Source organism: Sphingobium sp. D43FB, from assembly GCF_002312805.1.
GTDB lineage: Bacteria > Pseudomonadota > Alphaproteobacteria > Sphingomonadales > Sphingomonadaceae > Sphingobium.
This window is the reverse complement of the sequence record NZ_NMUA01000009.1, coordinates 118,628-140,584: the sequence shown is the minus strand read 5'-3', so window position 1 is coordinate 140,584 and position 21,957 is coordinate 118,628. Positions and strand designations below refer to the sequence as shown.

Sequence of the window (21,957 nt, the reverse complement as noted above, 5' to 3'; positions counted from 1 at the left end):
CATGACGCCGTCTCTCCCTTTCGCCGAACCTGCCTGTCCCTGTACATAATTCCGCCCCGACTATCGCAAGTCGGGCGCAGCGGGAAGCGGGGATGCAAAGAATTGCAGGTTGGACGAAGAGACGAGATAAAAAAGGGGGAAGGCATCGCCCTCCCCCTTCATCATATTAGTAGCGGTAGTGGTCGGGCTTGTAGGGGCCTTCGACCGGCACGCCGATATAGTCGGCCTGGCGCTGGCTTAGCTTGGTGAGCTTCACGCCCAGCTTTTCCAGATGCAGTTCGGCGACCTTTTCGTCCAGATGCTTGGGCAGGACATAGACGTCGTTGCCGTACTGCTCGCTCTTGGTCCAAAGCTCGATCTGCGCCAGCGTCTGGTTGGTGAAGCTGGCCGACATCACGAAGCTCGGATGGCCGGTGGCGTTGCCCAGGTTAACGAGGCGGCCCTTCGACAGGACGATGATTTTCTTGCCATCAGGGAATTCGACTTCGTCGACCTGCGGCTTGATCTCGGTCCACTTCATGTTGGCGAGGCCGGCAATCTCGATCTCGCTGTCGAAATGGCCGATGTTGGACACGATCGCCATATTCTTCATAGCGCGCATATGGTCGACGGTCAGGACGGCTTCGTTGCCGGTCGCGGTGACGAAGATGTCGGCGCGGGGCGCTGCTTCTTCCATCGTCACGACTTCATAGCCTTCCATCGCCGCCTGCAGGGCACAGATCGGATCGACTTCGGTCACCAGAACGCGCGCGCCGCCATTGCGGAGCGAAGCGGCAGAGCCCTTGCCGACATCGCCGAAGCCCGCGACGCAGGCGACCTTGCCAGCCAGCATGACGTCGGTGCCGCGACGGATCGCGTCGACCAGCGACTCTTTGCAGCCATAGAGATTGTCGAACTTCGACTTGGTGACGCTATCGTTCACGTTGATCGCGGGGAAGGGCAGCTTGCCCTTCTTGGCCAGCTCATACAGGCGATGAACCCCGGTGGTGGTTTCTTCCGACACGCCCTTGATGCTCGCGACGGTCTTGGTCAGCCAGCCCGGACGCTCGGCCAAAACGCGCTTGAGTACCGCGCAGAAGATTTCCTCTTCTTCGTTCGACGGCGTGAACAATTCTTCACCGGCCTCGACCCGCGCGCCCCACAAGGCGAACATGGTGGCGTCGCCGCCATCGTCCAGGATCATGTTGCAGACGCCGGACTCATGATTGTGCCAGTCGAAGATGCGCTCGACATAGTCCCAATATTCCTGCAGCGTTTCGCCCTTGATGGCGAAGACGGGCACGCCCGACGCGGCGATCGCGGCGGCAGCATGGTCCTGCGTCGAATAGATGTTGCAGGTCGCCCAACGCACTTCCGCGCCCAGCGCGGTCAACGTTTCGATCAGCACAGCGGTCTGGATCGTCATGTGCAGCGAACCAGTGATGCGCGCGCCCTTCAACGGCTGCGACGCACCGAATTCTTCGCGCAGCGCCATCAGGCCCGGCATTTCGGTTTCGGCAATATCCATTTCCTTGCGGCCAAAGGTCGCGAGGCCGATATCGGCAATCACGTAATCCTGCGCCTGGGCGGCGGGTACGGTGGCCACGAGCATATCTCCGTCAGTCAAATAAAGGCTGGCACCGCTGACGTGAGCCGGGCGGCGACGATGGGCCGGGCTTTACCAAGCGGCGGGCCTAATGGCAATGCAATATAAAGATGTCTTTATGTGCCTATCGCCGATGACCCTCAGGCGGACCCGGCTCCGCTCACCAGATGCGACGAATCGATGCCCATCGCCGCGAAGATGGCCGACCATTTGCGGCGCGCGGGCGTTTCGAACAGCAGATCCTTGTTGCCCGGTGCCAGGAACCAGCTCTCGCCGGTCATCTCCTGCTCCAGCTGGCCTGCGCCCCATCCGGCATAGCCGAGCGCCACGAGATAGCGGCTTGGTCCCCTCCCCTCGCCGATCGCCTTCAAAATGTCGAGCGAACCCGACAGGCCCCAGCGGTCATCGACCTGCACCATATCCTGCCCCGTCCAGTCGAGCGAATGCAATACAAAGCCGCGACGCGGCTCGACCGGGCCGCCGCGCAGCACGGGCATGTCCGGCACGCCGCTGCTGTCGATGTCGAAACTTTCGAGCAGGTCGCGCAGCCGCACCTCCTCCATTTCCTCGCCCACGGCGATGCCCAGCGCGCCATGTTCGTCATGCACGCACAGGGCGATCACAGAATGATCGAATCGCATGTCGTCCATGCCGGGAAGCGCGAGCAGGAAATGCCCACCATAGAAGCGCGACTGGTCCATCGCCCGACTATAGCCGGACGCACGACATTGCCAAGGACGGCTTGCATGATGCCCCCTCCCCTTGACAGTCGGTCCGCCAAGCCCGACCTCCCGCCCGACACAAGGCCAGGAGATAAGACCATGACCATTGCCACAGGCGAACGCTTGCCCAGCACCACCTTTACCAAGATGACCCAGAACGGCCCCGAAGCCGTGGCTTCGGACGAGTATTTTGCGGGCCGCACCGTCGCCATCTTCTCGGTGCCGGGTGCCTTCACCCCGACCTGTTCGGCCAAGCATTTGCCTGGTTTCGTTGAAAAGGCCGATGCGCTCAAGGCCAAGGGCGTGGATGAAATCGCCTGCACCGCCGTCAACGATGTGTTCGTCATGGGTGCGTGGGGCAAGTCCGCCGGTGCCGATGACAAGGTCACGATGCTGGCCGATGGCAATGGCGATTTCGCCAAGGCGGTGGGCCTGACGATGGACGGCAGCAAGTTCGGCCTCGGCACGCGCGGCCAGCGTTTCTCGATGATCGTCAAGGACGGCGTCGTCGCCGAACTCAATGTCGAGGAACCGGGCGATTATAAGGTTTCGTCGGCCGACCATATGCTGGGCCAACTCTAATCGTTGCGAAGGCGCGCTGAACAACCAGCGCGCCTTTGTTGCAGCAAGCGTCTTCCTTCCGTCACGCAAAGACGGTAACAGGGGGCGATGACACAGAGCATCGGCAAGGCGACGGTCGCGCAACTCGACCATATCTATCAGACATCCATCGAAAATCTGCGTGAGGCCATGCGCGCCTACGCTCGCGACGGCAGCGTGCCTGCGGCCACCGCGCGCAGCGAGCGGCTTTTCTGCTATCCCGAACTGCGGATCATCTATCATGGCGAAAGCGACATGCCGCCGCCCGGCCGATCGTTCGCGCGCCTGTCGAAGCCCGGCCGCTATGTGACCACCATCACCCGCCCGGCGATGTTCGCCGACTATCTGGCCGAACAGATCGACCTTTTGGTCCGCGACTATGGCGTCGAGGTGGAAACGGGCCTCAGCACCCAGCAAATCCCCTTCCCCTATGTGCTGGACGGGCTGGACATCAGCGCGCTCGACGGCACGCCGCCGACCGAATTGGCGCGGCATTTTCCGGCGACCGAACTGGCCGAGATTGGCGACGAGATCGCCGATGGGCTGTTCATACCCAACGCTGATGGCGACCGACCCTTGGCGCTGTTCGACGGGCTGCGCACCGATTTCTCGCTGGCGCGGCTCAAACATTATACCGGCACGCCCGCCGAGGATGTGCAGCGCTATATATTGTTCACCAACTATCATCGTTATGTCGATGAATTCGTAGCCTGGGCCTGCGCGGAGCTAAAGCGCGAAGGCAGCCGCTTCACCGCCCTGTCGGGCGCTGGCGGCGTCTATGTCACGTCCGAAACCGCCGACCCTGCGCGGATGATCGCCGACAGCGCCTGGCGCCGGCATCAGATGCCCGCCTATCACCTGATCGCGCCCGACCGCAGCGGCATCACCCTCGTCAATATCGGCGTCGGCCCGGCCAATGCCAAGACGATCTGCGATCATCTCGCGGTCGTACGCCCCGAAGCCTGGCTGATGATTGGCCATTGCGGTGGTTTGCGTCCCAGCCAGCGGATCGGCGACTATGTGCTGGCCCACGCCTATCTGCGCGACGACAAGGTGCTGGACGCCATGCTGCCGCCGGAAATCCCCGTCCCGGCCATCGCCGAAGTTCAGGTCGCGATGGCCAGCGCGGCCGAAGCTGTGCTGGGTGGCGGCGACAAGGAAGATTTCCGCCGTCGTCTGCGCACCGGCACCGTCGTCACCACCGACGATCGCAATTGGGAATTGCGCTATTCCAGTTCGGCGCTGCGGTTCAGCCTCTCGCGTGCCGTGGGGATCGACATGGAATCGGCGACGATCGCGGCGCAAGGCTATCGCTTCCGCGTCCCTTACGGTACGCTGCTCTGCGTGTCCGACAAGCCGATCCACGGCGAACTCAAGCTGCCGGGGCAGGCCAACCGCTTCTATGAGGAAGCGATTGCAGGCCATTTGCGCGTCGGGCTGATGACCTGCGAATTGCTGCGCAAGGAGGGTGCGAAGCTGCACAGCCGCAAGCTGCGCGCATTCAACGAGCCGCCGTTTCGCTGATCAGGGGACCAAGAATCAGGCAGCCGCGCGCCAGATGGCGACGCGGTTCTTGCCTTCCTTCTTGGCATCATACAGCGCCGTATCGGCACGCGCGACCATATCCTCCAGGCTTTGGTCGGACGCGAGCAACTCGGCCACCCCGAAACTCGCGCGCAAGGCGGCTTCCGGGGCATTCGGCACGACAAGGCAACCAATCTCTGCGCGCACACGCTCCATGACATCGGCCGCCGCCGCCGCATCGGTCTCCACCAGCAGCAGGCCAAATTCGTCACCACCCAGACGCGCCACGATATCCCCGCGACGCACCGCATTGGTCAGCAACTGGGCGAAACCGCACAATGCTGCGTCTCCGGCGATATGCCCGTGCCCATCGTTCAACGCCTTGAACCCATCCAGATCGCAGACCACCAGCGCCAAGGGCCGCTGGTGTCGGTGCGCGTGGGCGATGGCGCGGCTTGCGGACTCGTCCAGCCCGCGCCGGTTCAATACATTGGTCAGCGGGTCATGGCGCATCTGCCTGCGCAATTGATGGGCAAGGTCGCCCGCCACCACCATGACGGCGGCGACGCCCAGCCCGACATAGATGGACGGAAGCCCCAGCCCAAGCAAAGCGCGATACAGGGCCATCCCCTCACCGGGCGCCCGACCCAAATCCGTTGCAGCACTGGCAACCAGCCCGGCTTCAAACAGCGCGAGGATGAGGCTCATGCTGAAAAAGGCCATATCCGGCGCGCTGAAACGCCGGTTGCGGGGCCAAAGTGCGATCGCCGAACACAGCATCAATAGGCCGACATAAGATGGCACGACAATGCCCTGGAGCGACCGGTCCCCGATCAACGCCACATAGCTGCCACCTGCGGCCACGACGGCACCACAGAGGATCAGCGCGAGCCATGGGACCGGCTTCCCCGATCGTTGCCGGACGCCCACGAGCATCAAGGATGCGCTCACCACGATCAGGCAGGACGTGAGGGCCATCAGACCGCCGCTGCCCAGTGCGGCACCACCTGCATTGGCCAGCCATTGTCCGGTTGCCGCAACATAGGATAGCGCCCAGCTACGCACATGACGTTGCCGCCCGAAGTGCAACCACGCTACCCCCATCGCCAGTGCCATGATGACACTGGTGAAAATCAGCAAAGCAATGATGATGATAACTGGGTCCATGAAGACCAGCCCCTAAGAAGTTTACGCTGCTTTTACCAGCCGCAAGACTTGCCTTTATTCTGTTGGATCAGCCATTTTTGCAATGGCGCAAAATAGGCGTTCATGGACTTGCCGGAAATGGTGCGTGTACCAGTAAAGGTCTGCAGTGCGTCGGGCCAGGGTTTGGACGCCCCCATTTCCAGCATGGCGTTCAGCTTGGCCCCGACATCTTTGTTGCCATAGAAGGAACAGCGATGCAGCGGCCCCTTCCAGCCCGCTTGCTTGCAGGCTGCTTCGTAGAATTGAAATTGCAGGATCCGAGCGAGGAAATAGCGCGTATAGGGCGTGTTGCCGGGGATATGATATTTGCCACCCGCATCGAACTTCGTCTCATCGCGCGGCGCAGGCGGAACGATGCCCTGATATTGCAGGCGCAGGTCGGTCCATCCCTTCTGCATCTGGTCCTGCGGGATCGACCCGTCGAACACGCCCCAGCGCCATTTGTCGATCAGCAGGCCAAAGGGCAGGAAGGCGACCTTGTCCATCGCCTGCCGCAGCAACAGCCCCAGATCCTTGTCCGCGCCCGGCACCTTGGCGGCATCGAGCAGGCCGATCTTCACCAGATAATCGGGCGTGATCGACAATGCGACGAAATCGCCGATCGCTTCGTGGAAGCCATCATTGGCCCCGTCCAGATAGAGATAGGGATTCTTGTTATAGGCGCGCTGATAATAATTATGCCCCAGTTCGTGATGGATGGTCACGAAATCATCGCTGTTGATCTTGGTACACATTTTGACGCGCAGGTCGTCCTTATTGTCCAGATCCCAAGCCGACGCATGGCACACGACTTCACGATCGAGCGGTTTGATGAACTGGGTACGGTCCCAGAAGGTCGCGGGCAGCGGCTCCAGCCCAAGCGAGGAATAGAAACCCTCGCCGATCTTGAACATCTGCTTTTCCCAATAGCCGCGCCGCTGCTTTTCCGGGGTGTCGGGGCCATCCACCTGATCGGGCCTGGTTTCGACAAAGCCCTTTGCCTTGAGCAGGTCACCGACATCGAAGCCCAAGTCGCCAGCGCCCGCAGGCGCCACCACATCATAGATATTGCCCCATTCCTGCGCCCACATATTGCCGAGCAGGTCGGCGCGGATCGGGCCGCTCGCGGGCTGCACCTCCGCACCATATGTCTCGTTCAGCTTGGTGCGGGTGTAGCAATGCAGCTCGTCATAGAGGGGCTTCACCTCGGCCCAAATCTTGTCGGTCAGCTTGGCGAAATCGTCGGCAGGCATGTCATATTTCGACCGCCACATCGCGCCGGTGTCGGCAAAGCCCAATTCCTTCGCGCCCGCATTGGCGATATCGACCAGCTTGGCATAATCGCCGCGCATCGGCGCGCCGACATTATCATGCCAGCTCAACCACATTTCCTTGAGTTCCTGCGGATTGCGGCTGGAACCCATTTTCTCTTCGACGTCGCTGCCGTTGATCGGCTGGCCGTTCAGCGTGCCCTTGCCTTTGCCATAGGTGGATTGAAGCCGGGTCGAGAGGTCGTTCAACTGCTGGGCTGCGCCCGGCGTCGTCGGGGCGGGCAAAGTGAGTGCGGTGCGCAGCAGGTCGAGCCGCCGCTTGGTTTCGACCGACAGACCGGGCGCGGTCGCATATTTGGCCGCTTCCAGCGCGTAATCGACCGTCATGGTGGTGCCGATCGCACCAAAATAGGCAGCAACAGCGTCACTGTCGTCGCTGATATAGGTGGAATTGATCCAGGCGGCCCGGCTGGAAATGAGCGAATGGTCGAACATCGCCTTTTCCACCTTGGCGAGGAAGGCGTCGGCCTCGGCCGCCGTGGGCGCGGGAGCCTGCTGCGCCATGGCGGGCGATATCAAAAGAGCGGCCGCAAGCGTGGCGATCGAGACGGCGATTTTCATGGGAGTCCTCTCATAGGCGTATGAGGGGAAAGTGGCCTGACGGTGCGATCCCGTCAAGCAGTGAGAAAATCGACCATCGCCTGCCCCATCTCCTTGCGGGTGACGGCATTCATATGGTTGCCGGGAATCTCGGCATAGCTGCCATGGGGCAGAATATCGGCCAGTTCCTGCGCCACGCCATTATCCTGGTCGTCTGCCCCGCAAATGACCTTGGTCGGTTGCATGATCCCGGCGATAGTGGTCTCCGGCGTATCGACGAATGTGTTGAGGATATGGAGCAGCGCGACCGGATCGCCCTTGGTGGTCTTGAGGAAGGCTTCGGTCATCCATTGCGACGTGCCGCGTTCGAACGTGCCGAGATTGGTCAGCACATTCTGATAATAGCCGCCATTGTCGAGCGATTGCACCAGTCCGCGCAGTCCCATCCCCGCCAGGATCACCCGGCGCGGCGTCGCGCCGCGTGCCAGCATCCGCACCGTCGTCCGCGCACCCAGCGAATAGCCGCCAAGATCATAGTCGGTCAGGCCCATCTGTTCGATCAGCGCCAGACCATCATCGGTCAGCGCATCGGCCGGATAGGCGGCGGGATCATGCGGCTTGCCGCTTTCGCCATGCCCACGCAGGTCCGGCATGATCAGGCGAAAGCCCGCCGCTACCAGCTTGGCGGCATGGCCATAGCGGATCCAATTTGTGTAGGCGTTGGAGAAATAGCCGTGGATCAGCACCAGATCCCGCCCTTCACCAACGACATGCACCGCGATCGGCAAGCCGTCGAAGCCCTTTACATCATGGCGTTCGATGGGGAGGTCGGTCATGGCACTGTCCTTTGGCTGGGGCGGGTTGCCGATATGGCGTCAGTCGGCGCGGCGCAAGAGTGCGATCAAGACCAGGCCTCGCTACGCCTGCCAGGACGGACGATCCGTCAGGCCCGCAATCAGGCCCGAAAATGCCGTATCAGCGCAACGGCGAACCAGCTTTCTGTCGGCCGAAATGACGATGGTTTCCAGCATTTGCGCCGCGGCCAGGAAAAAGCAATCATAGGCCGGGTGGTCCAGTTGCAGGCTTATGTCCATGGCGCGATCGGCCAGGCCCGCAGTCGGGATCAGTTCGACGATGTCGGGCAGCACTGCCACCGCCTCCCTGGCCTGAGCGGGACCGATTTCCTGCGCTCGCACCTTCTTCCACATGACGTTGGCGAACTCGGCCATCAGCAAGTCGGGCGCAACCAGTCGACGCGGCAAAAGAGTAAGAGCAATACTGACTTCATCCGACAAAACAGGATCATCGCTGCCAATGACCCAACGGGCAGCAACGCTCGTGTCAACGATGAGCATCAGTCGGCGTGATCTTCTCGCAGCAGTTCTTCAGGCGGTGTCTGCCTTACATTCTTAGGCGTCATCGCGCGTATATCTTCAAGACGGGTCAACATGCTGTTCAGGCGATCACCGGTCATCGGCCGACCGCGCGTCAACGCATCGCGCAACTCAGCTTCCAACGAACGTTGATTGCGTACCGCCAGTTCACGATAGGCAGCGATGACTTGTTCATCGAGGTTGCGGATAAGAACTTGGCCCATGCCGCTATGCTATCACCATGATAGCATAGCGGCAAGGTCGAGCTATCAGCCCTTCTTAAGGTGGCGACGGCCCAGCAATTCAGCGATCTGCACCGCGTTCAGCGCCGCGCCCTTGCGCAGATTGTCGCTGACGCACCACAAGTTGATACCATTTTCGACGGTCGAATCCTCGCGCACGCGGCTGATGAAGGTCGCGAAATCGCCGACGCATTCGACCGGCGTGATATAGCCGCCGTCTTCGCGCTTATCGACCAGCATAATACCGGGCGCTTCACGCAATATGTCCTGTGCTTCCTTGGCCGAGATTTCATTCTCGAACTCGATGTTGATCGCTTCGCTATGGCCAACGAACACGGGAACGCGCACGCAAGTTGCGGTCAGCTTGATCTTGGGATCGAGGATCTTCTTCGTTTCCGCGACCATCTTCCATTCTTCCTTGGTCGAACCATCGTCCAGGAAGACGTCAATATGCGGAATCACGTTGAAGGCGATCTGCTTGGTGAACTTCTTGGGCTCGGCCGGATCGCCGACGAAGATGTTGCGGCTCTGCTCGAACAGTTCGTCCATGCCCGCCTTGCCAGCGCCCGACACCGACTGGTAAGTCGCGACGACGACGCGCTTGATCTTGGCGGCGTCATGCAGCGGCTTCAACGCCACGACCATCTGTGCGGTCGAGCAGTTGGGGTTGGCGATGATGTTCTTCTTCTTATAGCCATCGATCGCATCGGGGTTCACTTCCGGCACGATCAAGGGAACGTCCGGGTCCATGCGATAGAGCGAGCTATTGTCGATCACGACGCAACCGGCAGCCGCTGCCTTGGGCGCATATTGCGCCGTCGGGCCGCTGCCCACCGCGAACAGGGCGATGTCCCATCCGGTGAAGTCGAAATGCTCGATGCTCTGGCATTTAATGGTCTTGCCACTATCACCGAAATCAACGGTCAGCCCCTGCGAACGCGAGGAAGCGACGGCCGCGATCTCGTCAATCGGGAACTCGCGCTCGGCGAGAATGGTCAGCATTTCGCGGCCCACATTCCCGGTGGCTCCTACGACGACGACCCTGTAACCCATGACTAAACTCTCCACTCCAAAGCAAATCTTGCGGAGTGCGCGCCATAGCGATACTGGGCCTTTTGTCCAGAAAGAAGGGCTTGTCCACTCGATAGCGGGCGCAATATCCAGTGCGTCGCACCTCTGTGCCGCCCTTCATCCTCTTTGAAAAACGGATTGTAATCGATGCAGTCAGCGCTGCTGCCACCCCTGCCCGACCGCTGGTTTCACAGCTTCGCATTCCCCGACGGCAGCCGCGCCGATGGCATCAAGCCGCTGGCCTCGCTGCAGGAAGAAGCCGACCAGATCTTCATTGCGCCGCTTGCGGGCAAGCGCGTGCTCGACATCGGTGCCTGGGATGGTTTCTTCTCGTTCCAGGCGGAGCAACGCGGCGCGGCCGATATCTTGGCGACTGACCATTTCTGTTGGTCGGGCCAGGGTTGGGGCGACAAGCGCGGTTTCGACCATGCCCATGCCCAGTTCGAATCCAAAATACGCTCTCTGGACCTCGACGTAGCCGACCATAAGGCCGACGAACTCGGCCAATTCGACATGGTGCTGCTGCTGGGCGTCCTCTACCATGTGCCAGACCCCTATCGCACGCTCGAAGCCGCGGCCGCGATGAGCCGCGATCATCTGGTGATTGAAACGGTGACGGCGCTGCGCCACGAGCCGGTGCCAGCGATGCGCCTGTTCACCGAACTGGAGCTGGATGGCGACCCCACCAATTTCTGGGCGCCCAACATCTTGGCATTACAGGAAATGTGCCGCCGCTTTGGCTATAGTCGTTTTCAGGTTTTGCCCGAAGCGCTCGACAATCAGGGCTGGCGCAAATGGGCCATGCCGCTGCGCCGCAAGGACCGTTACCGCCGGGCGATCTTCCACGCCTGGCGATAACTGATGTTAGGCTGGCAGCGCATCGAAGGCGATAGTGAGCCGCGATTGCGATCCCGAAAAGGGTGCAGTGCCGTGCCATAGATAAGAGGGAAACAGTACCAGCCGACCGGCTTGCGGCTGTATCACCCGTCGAGGCGGTAGCGCGGTCAGGTTGAGGGCATCATCGGGCACGCCAAACAAAATGGTGCCTTCACCCGACCGATCTTCCGCCGGAACATCATTGGGTAGCGCCACATAAAAGGCTGAACTGATCCAGCCCTGAGGATGGATATGGGGCACATGCCGACCATTTTCGCGCAGACGCACCGACCATGAGCCGGAAAATTGAATGTCGCCGGTCCGTCGATCCAGCAACGGATGACGCGGTTGATTGGGCAAGTCCGCCAGCGCAGATTGCGTGCAACGGTGTAACTGTCGCTTGAGCGCCATGATCACGGGACATCTGCGTCGATCAAACAGATCACCGCGGGTCTGCGTGCCGCCGCGCAATGTCTGGTCGGCCGGGTGGGCGGTGGTCACATGCAAGCGTTCAAGCGATTCGCGTAGGTCTACAAGAAAGGCCGATTGGTTGCTCCAGCCATCCGGCGTGCCAATGTCAAGGTCACGAACATAATGGTCATAGCCCGCCAGCCAATGCTCGCGTTCATCTTCAAGCAGGCGCCATATGACTGTCAACAGTGCCCACCCCGTCTGGTCCAATGGCGCATGTCGGGTGGCAAGCAGCGCATGACTGAGCGCCTCGTCGGGGTCACCCTGCGCCAAGAGCAACTGGGCGAGATTGGCTTGCAAACCGGCGCGGGCGGGATCGGCAGCAGCAAGGGTTCGGGCCAAGTCGATTGCGTCCCCATGCCGTCCAGCCAGCCCCAACGCCCGGATGCGGACCACGCTTAGCTGATCGGGATCATCCAGCATGGGCTGCGCGCGGTCGATCAGCCCCAATGCCCGGTCATGATCGCGAATATCCATGGCGACGCGGATGCCTGCCAATAGCAGTTGGATATGGCGTGGCTGCTGTTCGATTGCTAAATCGAAAGCGTCAAACGCTTCGGCCTCGCGCCCGATCTGCGGCAATAGCCTGGCCAATGTGTCCTGGGCATCGACATGATCGGGATAACGACGCAACGCCGCTTGATATTGCGCTACCGCATCATCGAAACGCCCCATTTCCGCGAGGATATGCGCACGAAGCGTAAGCGCTGGCGCGATGTCCAACCCGCCATCGATGGCGCGCTCGATCGCCTCCAGCGCGCTGGCGCGATCGTCGGACGCCCGGAGTGCCGTTGCGAGATTATAGCATGCGCGAAGATCCGATGGCTTTCTTACGAGTAGGGCGCGATACGCCGCCGCCGCCGCCTCGGGTCGACCCTGAGCCTGCGCCATCGCCCCTTGCACGTGCAGGATGCGATCATCCTGCGGCGCAATTCGTGCAGCTTGGTCCAGCGCCTCTTCGGCGATGCCGAATTGCATCTGATCGGTCGCGACGATCGCCAGGTTGATCCAGCCCTCCGCATAACGGGGTTGCACGGCCACTGCCCGTTGAAGCGCGGCTATGGCTGCAGCCCCGTCGCCCATATCATGCAAATGATTGCCATAGGCGTTCCAAAGCTGCGGGTTGGTAGCCCCGCCTTTCAGCGCAGCTTCGAATGCCATTCGCGCGCCTGCCATGTCACCCTGGGCACGGCGTGCAGACGCAAAGATATAGAGCGCGTCAGGATGATTACGCACCGGCGCGGCCATCGCCCGCAGCATCCGCTCGGCAGTGACAGCCTGCCCTGCCTGCAGCGCATTGAAGGCGTGCTGTAGGCGCTTTACGTCCTCGACCTGCAAAACGCCTGTCATGGTCAGGGTGCGATCCCGCGACGGGCCAGGAAATCCTCGATCGTGCGCCACAGATGCACGCTGACGCCCGGCCCACCGACGCGATGGGTCTGGCCGGGATAGGCCATCATCTCGAACGGCACTGCCGCGCCCTGCATCTTCGCCATCAGCGCGGTGGCATTATCGAACACGACATTGTCGTCAGACATGCCGTGGATCAGCAATAGCGGGTCGACGATCTTCACGGCCTCCTCGACTGCGCCCGACGCGGGATAAGCGCTGGGTGTGTCCTGCGGCTGGCCCAGATAGCGTTCGGTATAATGGGTGTCGTACAGTTCCCATTTCGTTACCGGCGCGCCAGCGATCGCCGCAGCGAACACGCCCGGCGCCTTCTCCAGCAGCTTCAGCGACATATAGCCGCCATAGGACCAGCCATATGTTGCGATCCGCTGTGGATCGACGAAGGGCTGGGCCTTGAGCCATTCGACGCCGGTCAACTGATCCTCGACCTCTACCGTGCCCATCGCACGATACAGATGATCTTCGAACGCCTTGCCGCGATCGGGTGTCCCGCGATTGTCGATCGCAAAGACGATCCAGCCTCGGTCGACCAGATATTGGTTGAGCGCACCGCTCCAACTATTGGTTACCTGCCGTCCGCCGCCGGGACCGCCATAATGGATCATGAACACCGGATAGCGTTTCCCCGGCTCGATCGGCGGGGTCATGATCTTGGTATAGAGCGTCGTGCCGTCGACCGCCTTCACCGTGCCAAATCTCGTCTTCACATGGCTGGCCACATAGGGCGCATAGGGGTGGCTGCCCGTCAGCGCATTTTCCGACAGCCATTGCAACTGCTTGCCGCTGCTATCGGCCAGATAGACCTGCTTTGGCTGGTCGCTATTCTGGCGGCTGACGACGATCCGGCTGGCCTTGCTGTCCATCACCGCATCATTCCACCAGCCACTGCGCGTCAACGCCCGCGCCGCCCCGGTCTTCATCAGCGGTACGACATAGAGTTGCTGCTCCAGCGGCGTTTCGCGGTTGCCGGTGAAGTAGACGAGGGCTTTGCCCTCATCGACGCCCACCACGTCGCGCACGTCCCACTTGCCGCTGGTCAGCGCCGTCCATTTGCCGCCACGCACATGATAGAGATGCCCATGGCCGGTCTTTTCCGACCACCACAGGAAACTCCCGTCGGCGAGCGGCCGGAAATTGTTGGAGAGGTTCACCCAGCTTTTCGCCGTTTCGGTAAGGATCACCCGGCCCTTGCCCGTCACGGGATCAACCGCCAACAGGTCGAGCCGCTTCTGATCGCGGCTTTCGCGCTGGACATAGAGGGTCCGACCATCCTTCGACCAGTTGACCCGTGCCAGATAAATGTCCGAATCCGGGCCGAGATCGACCTTCACCTGGGCCGATCCATCCGGTTTCATCACATAAAGATCGACCAGCGCGTTGGACGTGCCTGCCGCCGGATAGCGTTGTTGATAGACCTTGGTCCCCTCCCCGCCGATCGCGGTGCGGGTGACGATGCCGACCGGGGCTTCATCGACCCGCGCCACAGCGATCATCGCCTCATCGGGCGACCACCAATAGCCCGTGCGCCGGTCCATTTCCTCCTGTGCGACGAACTCCGCCACGCCCCAGTTCACCGTTTCGCTCGCGCCCTGCGTTATCTGCCGTTCCGCGCCACCGATCGGCTGCACGAACAGGTTGCCGCCGCGCACGAAGGACACGAAGCGGCCCTTGGGACTGACCACGCCGTTCAATTCGCCATCGGGTGTGTCGGTCAGTCGCGTGACCTTGCCATCCAGCGCGGCGAGATAGAGGTCGCCATCCACCGGCACGAGGATGGTCTTGCCATCGGACGACCAGTCATAGCTGGTGATGCCGGTGCTGCCCGCGACGCTGCGATCCCGCTCGCGCTGCATCTTTTCCGCTTCGCTTAGCGCCGCGCCGCTTCCGGTCTTTTTCGAATCGACCAGCATCCGTTCCGCGCCCGTGGCGGTGTCGATCGCCCACAGATCGAGCCGCTCCTTTTCATCCGCGCGGGGCTTGAGCAAGGTGACCAGCGTCCCATCGGGCGACAATGTCAGCGCGCGCGGTTGTGGCCCGGCCAGATCGGGGCTGGCGAACACACGTTCCAGCGTCAGCTTTTCCTGCGCCTGCACGGCAACAGCGGAACTCACCAACAAAGCGCCAAGCGCCGCGCTGGCTTTCAAAGAAGAGGGCATCGACATCCTTTCGGGCTCGACGCGCGCACGCGCCGGATCAGGACCGCAGGATTAAAGCCGCGTATCAAAAGATCAATGCCGGGAAATAATCTGTCCTGTCGTGGCGGATAAGCCATGGTGGGCGCGGCAGGGATTGAACCTGCGACCCCACCCGTGTGAAGGGTGTGCTCTACCACTGAGCTACGCGCCCCCTATAAGGAGGAAGCGGCCATTGGCATTGCCGGCTGGTCCTGTCAAGCGGGGGCCGGAATGGAGCGCGCGGAATCGCTCTTCCCGCCATCGCCATTCGGCTATAGAGGATCGCGACAACGCAATTGGAGTGATGAGATGATGCGCCCCGCATTTTGCCTGATGATCAGCGGACTGCTGCTGGCCCTATCGGCCTGCAACACGGTGCAAGGCGTCGGGCGCGACATCGAGTCGGTCGGCACCGCGGGTAAAGACGCCATCCGGTAAAACGGCCGACGACAGCGTTCCCTATAGCTTATTGCAGGATACGCGCAATCATGGGCATGGCCTTGCGCAGGCGCACGCCGTCGCAGTCCGGCTCGCCGCAGGTGCAGGCTTCGAGCGTATAGCGGACACCGCACATGACCAGCGTATCGCGGTCAAAGCTATAGTTGGAAATGCCCGCGCGCTCGACTTTTTCCTGGGCCATGGCCTTGAGAGACATGCGAGTCCTACCTTCTTGTTAGGCGTCGATAGTTGATGCTGCGCTGCACAATGTCAATTAACCGACATTGGTTCCGACACTATTTGTCATAATATTGTCTTGCGAATGCCACGGCTCGACGTGGCGCAGGCACCCGCTTGCACCGGACGCACTCCCCTCCCATATGCCGCCCATGAACGACCAACATCGCAGCGCCATGCCGGTCTGGCATGGCACCACCATCATGTCCGTCCGCAAAAATGGCAAAGTCGTCGTCGCTGGCGATGGCCAGGTGTCGATGGGCCAGACCGTCATGAAGCCCAATGCGCGCAAGGTGCGCCGCCTGCATGACGGCTCCGTCATTGGCGGCTTTGCCGGCGCGACGGCGGACGCCTTCACCTTGTTCGAGCGGCTGGAGGCCAAGCTGGAGCGGCACAATGGGCAACTGATGCGCTCGGCCGTCGAACTGGCCAAGGACTGGCGCACCGACAAATATCTGCGCAATCTGGAAGCGATGATGATCGTCGCGGATAAGGATGTGACGCTGATCCTGACCGGCAATGGCGACGTGCTGGAGCCGCTGAACGGGGTTGCGGCGATTGGATCGGGCGGCAATTTCGCTTTGGCCGCGGCGCGGGCGCTGATGGATTATGAGGCGGATGCCGAAGCCTTGGCGCGCAAGGCCATGGGCGTGGCGGCGGACATTTGCGTCTATACCAATGATCAACTGACCATCGAGACGCTGGATAGCGCCGCCTGACATTTCCCAACCCTCTCCCGTCTTCGCGGGAGAGGGATGGGTGAGGGTCTTTCTTGATTGCAAGGATAAGACCTCACCGACTTCGCCTAGATCGCTTCGCGATCAAGTCTCCGTAGCCTCTCCCGCGAAAGCGGGAGAGGAAAAGAAGAGATCGACATAGAGATGAACGACAATCTGACCCCCAAAGCCATCGTCGCGGCGCTTGACGCGCATATTATCGGCCAGAAGGATGCCAAGCGCGCTGTCGCTGTCGCGCTGCGCAATCGCTGGCGGCGGCAGCATCTGCCCGACGATCTGCGCGACGAGGTGACGCCCAAAAACATCCTGATGATCGGGCCGACGGGGTGCGGCAAGACCGAGATCAGCCGCCGCCTGGCAAAGCTGGCTGATGCGCCCTTCGTGAAGGTCGAGGCCACCAAGTTCACCGAGGTCGGCTATGTCGGCCGCGACGTCGAACAGATCGTGCGCGACTTGGTCGAGGAAGCGGTCCGACTGGAGAAGGACCGCCGCCGCGAAGCGGTGCGCGAAGCGGCGTCGGAGGCGGCGATGAATCGCCTGCTCGACGCGCTTACGGGCAAGGAAGCGAGCGAGGCGACCCGCCTGTCCTTCCGCCAGCGGATCGAGCAGCATCAAATGAACGATGTCGAGGTCGAGGTGGAAATCGCCGACAGCCCGTCGATGCCAATGGATATTCCCGGCATGGGCGGTCAGATCGGCATGATCAACCTGTCCGACATGATGTCCAAGGCTCTAGGCCAGAATCAGAAGAAGCGCCGCAAGCTGCGTGTGGCCGATGCCTGGGACAAGTTGGTCGAAGAGGAGCAGGACAAGCGCCTCGACCAGGATGATGTCGCGCGCGTCGCCATCACCAGCGCCGAGCAGAATGGCATCGTTTTCCTGGACGAGATCGACAAGATCGCGGTCAGCGATGTGCGTGGCGGATCGGTCAGCCGCGAAGGCGTGCAGCGCGACCTGTTGCCGCTGATCGAGGGCACGACGGTCGCGACCAAATATGGCCCGCTCAAGACCGACCATATTTTGTTCATCGCGTCGGGCGCGTTTCATGTTGCAAAGCCCAGCGATCTGCTGCCCGAATTGCAGGGGCGCTTGCCGATCCGGGTCGAGTTGCAGGCGCTGACCGAGGAGGATTTCGTCGCGATCCTGTCTGACACCAAGGCGAGCCTGGTGGCGCAATATCGCGCGCTGCTGGCGACCGAGGGCGTGACCATCGACCTGACGCCCGAAGGCATCCGCGCGGTGGCGCGGATCGCGGCCGAAGTGAATGGCGAGGTCGAGAATATCGGTGCCCGCCGCCTGCAGACGGTGATGGAAAAGCTGCTGGAGGATGTGAGCTTCGAGGCAGAAGATCGGCGCGGTGAGACGCTGGTCGTCGATGCCGCCTATGTCGAAAAGCAATTGGATGCGATTGCGCGCGACACCGACCTTAGCCGCTACGTCCTGTGATCGATCGGCAGCCGACCGATCCCATGCGGATCGGCGGCTGCCTGATCGCGATCAGTTCATCGCCAGGATCATGTTGCGCACCTGAGGATAGACCTGGCTTTCCCATTTACTGCCGGAAAAGACGCCATAATGGCCAACGCCCGGTTGGAGATGGTGACGCTTCAAGTGCGGTCGCAGACCGGTGCATAGACCATGGGCTGCCGATGTCTGCCCCACGGCGCAGACATCATCCCGTTCGCCCTCTACTGTCAGCAAAGCGGTATGGCGAATGGCGCCTGGCTTGACCAGGCGGCCCCGGTGCATCAACTCGCCCTTGGCAAGCGAGGCCTTCTGGAACACCAGATCGACGGTTTCGATGTAAAATTCGCGGGTCATGTCGAGAACTGCGAAATATTCTTCGTAGAAATTCTTGATCTTGTCGGCTTCGACCGTCTTGCCGTCGGCCAATAGCTGATAGAGTTCGCGATGCTGCGCGCCATGGCGTTCCATGTTCATCGCCATGAAGGCGGCAAGCTGGATGAAGCCGGGATAGACTTCGCGCCCGTGCCCCGCATAGCGGAACGGCACGACCGAAATCAGATTCTTCTCGAACCATTCGATCGGCTTTTCATTGGCCAGATCATTGACCGCCGTCGGCGCGGCGTTGGGATCGATCGGCCCGCCCATCAGCGTCATCGACCGGGGCGTCGCCGCATCCTTGTCTTCCGCCATCAACGCCACGGCGGCGAGCGCCGGAACGCAGGGCTGGCATACCGACACCATATGCGCGCCCGGCCCCATATGCTGGAAGAACTGGATCACATAGTCGACATAATCCTCGAACCCGAAGCGGCCTGCGGACAGCGGCACGTCACGAGCGTTCTTCCAGTCTGTGATATAGACATCATGATCGCGCAGCAGGGTTTCGACCGTGCTGCGCAACAGGGTGGAGAAATGGCCGGACATGGGCGCGACTACCAGCACCTTGGGCTGGGCCGCATCGACTTCGTCCTTGACGAAGTGCAGCAGGTCGCCGAACGGCAGGTCCAGAGCTACTTCTTCACGAACGCTCACCTGCGCATTGCCGCTGGTAACAGTGCCAATATCATAGGCGGGGCGTTTGTGCGTGAGCTTGGCGCCCTGGAACACATCCATCAGCGCGAACAGGCGGCGGGGCATCGCCCATTGCGCCATCGGTCCCATTCTGTCTCGCATGCCAAGCGCAATTTGCGCGCCAAAGCGCGCTGGCGCCAACATGTCGTTCCAGGCCTGATAACCGCTGTAGAGCATTCGCATAATCGCAATCTTGCCTTGTTACATCACCGCCAACGAATCGGTCTTATCATGTAACGCTATACAATCTTTTTATGTTGCGCCGCATCATCATAAATGGGAGGTTCTTGTCAGCGGGAGGGATTGCCATGGCTATCGCGGAACTCACTTTATCGAGCAAAAATTATTCCTCCTGGTCGCTGCGGGGCTGGCTGTTGTGCCGGATTGCGGGCCTGCATGTCGAAGAGAAAATGATCGCGCTGAATGACCCGGAGAATCGCGCGGAACTGTTGTTGCTCTCGCCCTCCGTACTCGTCCCGCGCCTGACCCATGAAGGCGCGAGCGTTTGGGATACGCTGGCGATCGCCGAATATCTGCATGAACTCTATCCCGATGCGGGCATGTATCCTGCCGACCGCATCGCCCGCGCCCATTGCCGGTCGGTGTCGGGCGAAATCCATTCGGGCTTTGCCAATTTGCGCTCTGCCCTGCCGATGAACCTGAAGGTCCGGCACGCGCGCTTTCCCATTTTTTCCGGCGCGAAACCGGATATCGAGCGGATCGAAGCGATTTGGGCAGAATGCCTTGCCAGCTATGGCGGCCCATGGCTGTTCGGGGACAAGCCCACCGTCGCTGATGCGATGTTCGCGCCCGTCGCCGAACGTTTTCTGACCTATGCCGTGCCGGTGTCGGATACCGCCGCCGCCTATTGTCAGACGATCAATGGCTGGCCGTTGATGCGCGAATGGATCGACGAAGCGCGGATTGAGCCGGACGAGGTCGAGGAACTCGATATCGAATTCTGACACGCCCTTCCCCCTGCTGTGGCATGGGGATAGAAGCGGGTCATGACGATACGCACGCTTGGCCTGGCTCTGGCCCTCACTGCCGCCCTTCCCGCCTCTCTCGCTGCGCGGACGACCGATGCGCAGCAATTGGCGCACTCCGTCCGCACGCTGGCATCCGACCTGTTCGAAGGGCGCGCGCCGGGCACGATCGGGGAGGAGCGAACGATCGGCTATCTGGTGGGGCGCTTTCAGGCTTTGGGGCTGGAGCCGGGCGGTCCCGATGGCCAATGGGTGCAAAGCGTACCCCTGCTCCACACCCGCCTCGGCAAGGCGGAGAAGTTGGGCATCGCGCAGGGTGGCGTTACGACCGACTGGACCGTTGGCAAACATGTCTACCTCTCCACCCTCCAGCCCAAGGACAAGGTTGCGGTGGACGCCGCGCCATTGGTGTTTGTGGGCTATGGTGTCTCAGTGCCCGAACGCGGCTGGGATGATTATAAGGGCGTGGACCTGAAGGGTAAGGTCGCGGTCTTCCTGATCAATGATCCCGATTTCGAAGCGACCAAAGGCGAGGATGCTTTCGGTGCATTCGGCGGACGCGCCATGACCTATTATGGCCGCTGGACCTACAAGTTCGAGGAAGCCGCGCGGCGCGGCGCGATCGGCGCGCTGATCGTGCATGATACGCCGGGGGCGGGCTATGGCTGGAATGTGGTGGTCAGCCCCGGTGGCGAAAATTACGATCTGGTTCGTCCGGCTGACAAGTTGACCAGCTTGGCGGTACAGGGCTGGGTCGAGGGAGACGCTGCCAAGGCCTTGTTCGCTGGCGCACGTCTCGACCTTGCTGCGCTGCGCACTCAGGCGCGCAGCAAGGCGTTCCGTCCGGTGGAACTGACCGGCGCGCGCTTCTCCGCCGCCTTTCCGGTGACGCAGGAAGTGGTGCAGAGCGCCAATGTCCTGGCGCGCATTCCCGGCACCAAGCGGCCGGACGAAACGGTGATGTATGGCGCGCATTGGGACGCCTATGGCAAGGGCGCGCCCGACGCACAGGGGCGCATCTATCGCGCCGGGGCCAATGACGATGCGCTCGGCATCGCAGGCCTGTTCGAGATTGCGCGCGCGTTCAAGGCTGGCCCTGCCCCCGATCGTTCGGTCCTGTTCGCGGCCTGGACGGCGGAGGAGCGCGGGTTGCTCGGCTCCGAACATTATGCCCAGAACCCGGTCTGGCCCCTGGACAGGACCGTCGCCAACCTGACCCTCGATATCCTCCAGACCGCTGGCAAGGCGAAGGACGTCATCCTGGTCGGCAAGGGCCAAAGCACATTGGAGGATGATCTGGCGAAAGTCGCTGCCGCCCAAGGCCGCGTCGTCACGCAGGAAAGCCTGCCCGAACGCGGCCTCTTCTATCGCGCCGACCATTTCTCCATGGCGAAGCGGGGCGTTCCCGTTTTGCTGCTGATGGGCATTGCCGGGGCATCCGACCTGGTGGAAGGCGGCCGTGCGGCGGGGCAGGCCTGGGTCGATGCCTATACCGGCCAATGCTATCATCAGGCGTGCGACGCGATCGGCCCGGACTGGAAGCTGGATGGTGCGGCGCAGGATGTCGACCTGCTGCTGGACATCGGCCGCGACCTCGCCACCTCCACCCGTTGGCCGCAATGGAAGCCGGGATCGGAGTTCAAGGCGGTGCGGGACAAGAGCGCGGCGGCGCGCCGCTGACGCCGGAAGGCAGACTTTCCACACGATCCGGTCGCCGAAGCGCGGCCAATAAAAAAGGGCTTCTCCCGCGTGGGAGAAGCCCTCTTTGTTAGCTTAGAGCGTGATGAGTTTACTCAGAACCGTTCGTCCTGAGTAGCCATTGAGCGAAGTCGAAATGGCGTATCGAAGGATATAAGCGCAGCCGACCCTTCGATACGGGTCTTCGACAAGCTCAGCCCCTACTCAGGGCGAACGGAG

20 protein-coding genes and 1 tRNA gene are annotated in these 21,957 nt (G+C 61.6%); 8 read left to right on the top strand and 13 right to left on the bottom strand.

The annotated features are described in order from the left end of the window. Positions 1-166: 166 nt before the first annotated feature. Positions 167-1,585: an adenosylhomocysteinase gene (gene ahcY, locus SxD43FB_RS10205; protein WP_096062093.1), complete on the bottom strand. Its 1,419-nt coding sequence runs from the start codon at positions 1,583-1,585 to the stop codon at positions 167-169. Between the two features lie 140 nt (positions 1,586-1,725). Then, on the bottom strand, positions 1,726-2,286 hold the full coding sequence (locus SxD43FB_RS10200) for a YqgE/AlgH family protein (RefSeq protein ID WP_096062067.1): 561 nt from the start codon (positions 2,284-2,286) through the stop codon (positions 1,726-1,728). A gap of 120 nt (positions 2,287-2,406) precedes the next feature. On the opposite strand from SxD43FB_RS10200, the gene SxD43FB_RS10195 reads away from it, so the two are divergent. Beyond that, entirely contained in the window at positions 2,407-2,889 is a 483-nt protein-coding gene (locus SxD43FB_RS10195; RefSeq protein ID WP_037476529.1) for a peroxiredoxin, read from the top strand. A gap of 87 nt (positions 2,890-2,976) precedes the next feature. After that, on the top strand, positions 2,977-4,431 hold the full coding sequence (locus SxD43FB_RS10190; RefSeq protein WP_096062066.1) for an AMP nucleosidase: 1,455 nt from the start codon (positions 2,977-2,979) through the stop codon (positions 4,429-4,431). A gap of 15 nt (positions 4,432-4,446) precedes the next feature. Here SxD43FB_RS10190 and SxD43FB_RS10185 read toward each other — a convergent pair whose 3' ends face one another. The 6 genes from SxD43FB_RS10185 to SxD43FB_RS10160 all read right to left on the bottom strand — a co-directional run bounded on the left by SxD43FB_RS10185 (position 4,447) and on the right by SxD43FB_RS10160 (position 10,155). After that, a complete protein-coding gene (locus SxD43FB_RS10185; RefSeq protein WP_096062065.1) occupies positions 4,447-5,598 on the bottom strand; it encodes a GGDEF domain-containing protein in 1,152 nt (383 codons plus the stop codon). Between the two features lie 32 nt (positions 5,599-5,630). Then, positions 5,631-7,508: a M2 family metallopeptidase gene (locus SxD43FB_RS10180; protein WP_096062064.1), complete on the bottom strand. Its 1,878-nt coding sequence runs from the start codon at positions 7,506-7,508 to the stop codon at positions 5,631-5,633. A gap of 53 nt (positions 7,509-7,561) precedes the next feature. Beyond that, positions 7,562-8,323: an alpha/beta hydrolase gene (locus SxD43FB_RS10175; protein WP_096062063.1), complete on the bottom strand. Its 762-nt coding sequence runs from the start codon at positions 8,321-8,323 to the stop codon at positions 7,562-7,564. A gap of 81 nt (positions 8,324-8,404) precedes the next feature. Next, positions 8,405-8,842 (bottom strand): type II toxin-antitoxin system VapC family toxin, encoded by a 438-nt coding sequence (locus tag SxD43FB_RS10170; protein ID WP_096062062.1) that lies wholly within the window; start codon positions 8,840-8,842, stop codon positions 8,405-8,407. Beyond that, positions 8,842-9,084 (bottom strand): hypothetical protein, encoded by a 243-nt coding sequence (locus SxD43FB_RS10165; protein WP_096062061.1) that lies wholly within the window; start codon positions 9,082-9,084, stop codon positions 8,842-8,844. The genes SxD43FB_RS10170 and SxD43FB_RS10165 overlap by 1 nt, the downstream gene beginning before the upstream one ends. A 45-nt stretch (positions 9,085-9,129) precedes the next feature. Then, entirely contained in the window at positions 9,130-10,155 is a 1,026-nt protein-coding gene (locus SxD43FB_RS10160; RefSeq protein WP_069066669.1) for an aspartate-semialdehyde dehydrogenase, read from the bottom strand. Between the two features lie 165 nt (positions 10,156-10,320). Here SxD43FB_RS10160 and SxD43FB_RS10155 point away from each other — a divergent pair, with 165 nt between their 5' ends. Then, positions 10,321-11,031: a methyltransferase domain-containing protein gene (locus tag SxD43FB_RS10155; RefSeq protein WP_096062060.1), complete on the top strand. Its 711-nt coding sequence runs from the start codon at positions 10,321-10,323 to the stop codon at positions 11,029-11,031. Between the two features lie 6 nt (positions 11,032-11,037). Here the strand turns inward: SxD43FB_RS10155 and SxD43FB_RS10150 are convergent, their stop codons facing one another. The 3 genes from SxD43FB_RS10150 to SxD43FB_RS10140 all read right to left on the bottom strand — a co-directional run bounded on the left by SxD43FB_RS10150 (position 11,038) and on the right by SxD43FB_RS10140 (position 15,276). Beyond that, complete coding sequence (locus SxD43FB_RS10150; protein WP_096062059.1) at positions 11,038-12,870, bottom strand: tetratricopeptide repeat protein; 1,833 nt, start codon at positions 12,868-12,870, stop codon at positions 11,038-11,040. Positions 12,871-12,872: 2 nt separating this feature from the next. After that, entirely contained in the window at positions 12,873-15,086 is a 2,214-nt protein-coding gene (locus SxD43FB_RS10145) for a S9 family peptidase (RefSeq protein WP_096062058.1), read from the bottom strand. A gap of 115 nt (positions 15,087-15,201) precedes the next feature. Then, a tRNA-Val gene (locus SxD43FB_RS10140) sits at positions 15,202-15,276 on the bottom strand. A 140-nt stretch (positions 15,277-15,416) separates the two neighbouring features. Between SxD43FB_RS10140 and SxD43FB_RS10135 the strand changes: the two genes are divergently transcribed. After that, positions 15,417-15,542: an entericidin A/B family lipoprotein gene (locus tag SxD43FB_RS10135; protein WP_096062092.1), complete on the top strand. Its 126-nt coding sequence runs from the start codon at positions 15,417-15,419 to the stop codon at positions 15,540-15,542. A gap of 28 nt (positions 15,543-15,570) precedes the next feature. Here the strand turns inward: SxD43FB_RS10135 and SxD43FB_RS10130 are convergent, their stop codons facing one another. After that, positions 15,571-15,759 carry a hypothetical protein gene (locus SxD43FB_RS10130; protein WP_037479811.1) on the bottom strand — a complete coding sequence of 63 codons (189 nt, stop codon included), beginning with the start codon at positions 15,757-15,759 and terminating at the stop codon, positions 15,571-15,573. A 172-nt stretch (positions 15,760-15,931) separates the two neighbouring features. Here SxD43FB_RS10130 and hslV point away from each other — a divergent pair, with 172 nt between their 5' ends. Continuing rightward, entirely contained in the window at positions 15,932-16,498 is a 567-nt protein-coding gene (gene hslV, locus SxD43FB_RS10125; RefSeq protein WP_096062057.1) for an ATP-dependent protease subunit HslV, read from the top strand. 162 nt (positions 16,499-16,660) lie between these two features. Then, entirely contained in the window at positions 16,661-17,962 is a 1,302-nt protein-coding gene (gene hslU / locus SxD43FB_RS10120; RefSeq protein ID WP_037479817.1) for an ATP-dependent protease ATPase subunit HslU, read from the top strand. A gap of 51 nt (positions 17,963-18,013) precedes the next feature. On the opposite strand, the gene phaZ is transcribed toward hslU, so the two are convergent. Continuing rightward, entirely contained in the window at positions 18,014-19,237 is a 1,224-nt protein-coding gene (phaZ, locus tag SxD43FB_RS10115; protein WP_096062056.1) for a polyhydroxyalkanoate depolymerase, read from the bottom strand. Between the two features lie 125 nt (positions 19,238-19,362). Here phaZ and SxD43FB_RS10110 point away from each other — a divergent pair, with 125 nt between their 5' ends. After that, positions 19,363-20,019: a glutathione S-transferase gene (locus SxD43FB_RS10110; RefSeq protein WP_096062055.1), complete on the top strand. Its 657-nt coding sequence runs from the start codon at positions 19,363-19,365 to the stop codon at positions 20,017-20,019. Positions 20,020-20,061: 42 nt separating this feature from the next. After that, positions 20,062-21,720, top strand: a complete 1,659-nt coding sequence (locus SxD43FB_RS10105) for a M28 family metallopeptidase (RefSeq protein WP_096062054.1) — start codon at positions 20,062-20,064, stop codon at positions 21,718-21,720. Positions 21,721-21,957 lie beyond the last annotated feature (237 nt).

Bases quoted from the DNA above. Each gene is read 5' to 3' on its own strand.
- SxD43FB_RS10155 (WP_096062060.1), top strand. From the start codon at position 10,321: ATGCAGTCAGCGCTGCTGCCACCCCTGCCCGACCGCTGGTTTCACAGC.
- hslU (WP_037479817.1), top strand. From the start codon at position 16,661: ATGAACGACAATCTGACCCCCAAAGCCATCGTCGCGGCGCTTGACGCG.
- hslV (WP_096062057.1), top strand. From the start codon at position 15,932: ATGAACGACCAACATCGCAGCGCCATGCCGGTCTGGCATGGCACCACC.
- SxD43FB_RS10170 (WP_096062062.1), bottom strand. From the start codon at position 8,842: ATGCTCATCGTTGACACGAGCGTTGCTGCCCGTTGGGTCATTGGCAGC.
- SxD43FB_RS10185 (WP_096062065.1), bottom strand. From the start codon at position 5,598: ATGGACCCAGTTATCATCATCATTGCTTTGCTGATTTTCACCAGTGTC.
- SxD43FB_RS10145 (WP_096062058.1), bottom strand. From the start codon at position 15,086: ATGCCCTCTTCTTTGAAAGCCAGCGCGGCGCTTGGCGCTTTGTTGGTG.
- SxD43FB_RS10130 (WP_037479811.1), bottom strand. From the start codon at position 15,759: ATGTCTCTCAAGGCCATGGCCCAGGAAAAAGTCGAGCGCGCGGGCATT.
- SxD43FB_RS10165 (WP_096062061.1), bottom strand. From the start codon at position 9,084: ATGGGCCAAGTTCTTATCCGCAACCTCGATGAACAAGTCATCGCTGCC.
- SxD43FB_RS10195 (WP_037476529.1), top strand. From the start codon at position 2,407: ATGACCATTGCCACAGGCGAACGCTTGCCCAGCACCACCTTTACCAAG.
- SxD43FB_RS10160 (WP_069066669.1), bottom strand. From the start codon at position 10,155: ATGGGTTACAGGGTCGTCGTCGTAGGAGCCACCGGGAATGTGGGCCGC.
- SxD43FB_RS10175 (WP_096062063.1), bottom strand. From the start codon at position 8,323: ATGACCGACCTCCCCATCGAACGCCATGATGTAAAGGGCTTCGACGGC.
- SxD43FB_RS10110 (WP_096062055.1), top strand. From the start codon at position 19,363: ATGGCTATCGCGGAACTCACTTTATCGAGCAAAAATTATTCCTCCTGG.
- SxD43FB_RS10150 (WP_096062059.1), bottom strand. From the start codon at position 12,870: ATGACAGGCGTTTTGCAGGTCGAGGACGTAAAGCGCCTACAGCACGCC.
- SxD43FB_RS10180 (WP_096062064.1), bottom strand. From the start codon at position 7,508: ATGAAAATCGCCGTCTCGATCGCCACGCTTGCGGCCGCTCTTTTGATA.
- SxD43FB_RS10105 (WP_096062054.1), top strand. From the start codon at position 20,062: ATGACGATACGCACGCTTGGCCTGGCTCTGGCCCTCACTGCCGCCCTT.
- SxD43FB_RS10190 (WP_096062066.1), top strand. From the start codon at position 2,977: ATGACACAGAGCATCGGCAAGGCGACGGTCGCGCAACTCGACCATATC.
- phaZ (WP_096062056.1), bottom strand. From the start codon at position 19,237: ATGCGAATGCTCTACAGCGGTTATCAGGCCTGGAACGACATGTTGGCG.
- SxD43FB_RS10200 (WP_096062067.1), bottom strand. From the start codon at position 2,286: ATGGACCAGTCGCGCTTCTATGGTGGGCATTTCCTGCTCGCGCTTCCC.
- SxD43FB_RS10135 (WP_096062092.1), top strand. From the start codon at position 15,417: ATGCGCCCCGCATTTTGCCTGATGATCAGCGGACTGCTGCTGGCCCTA.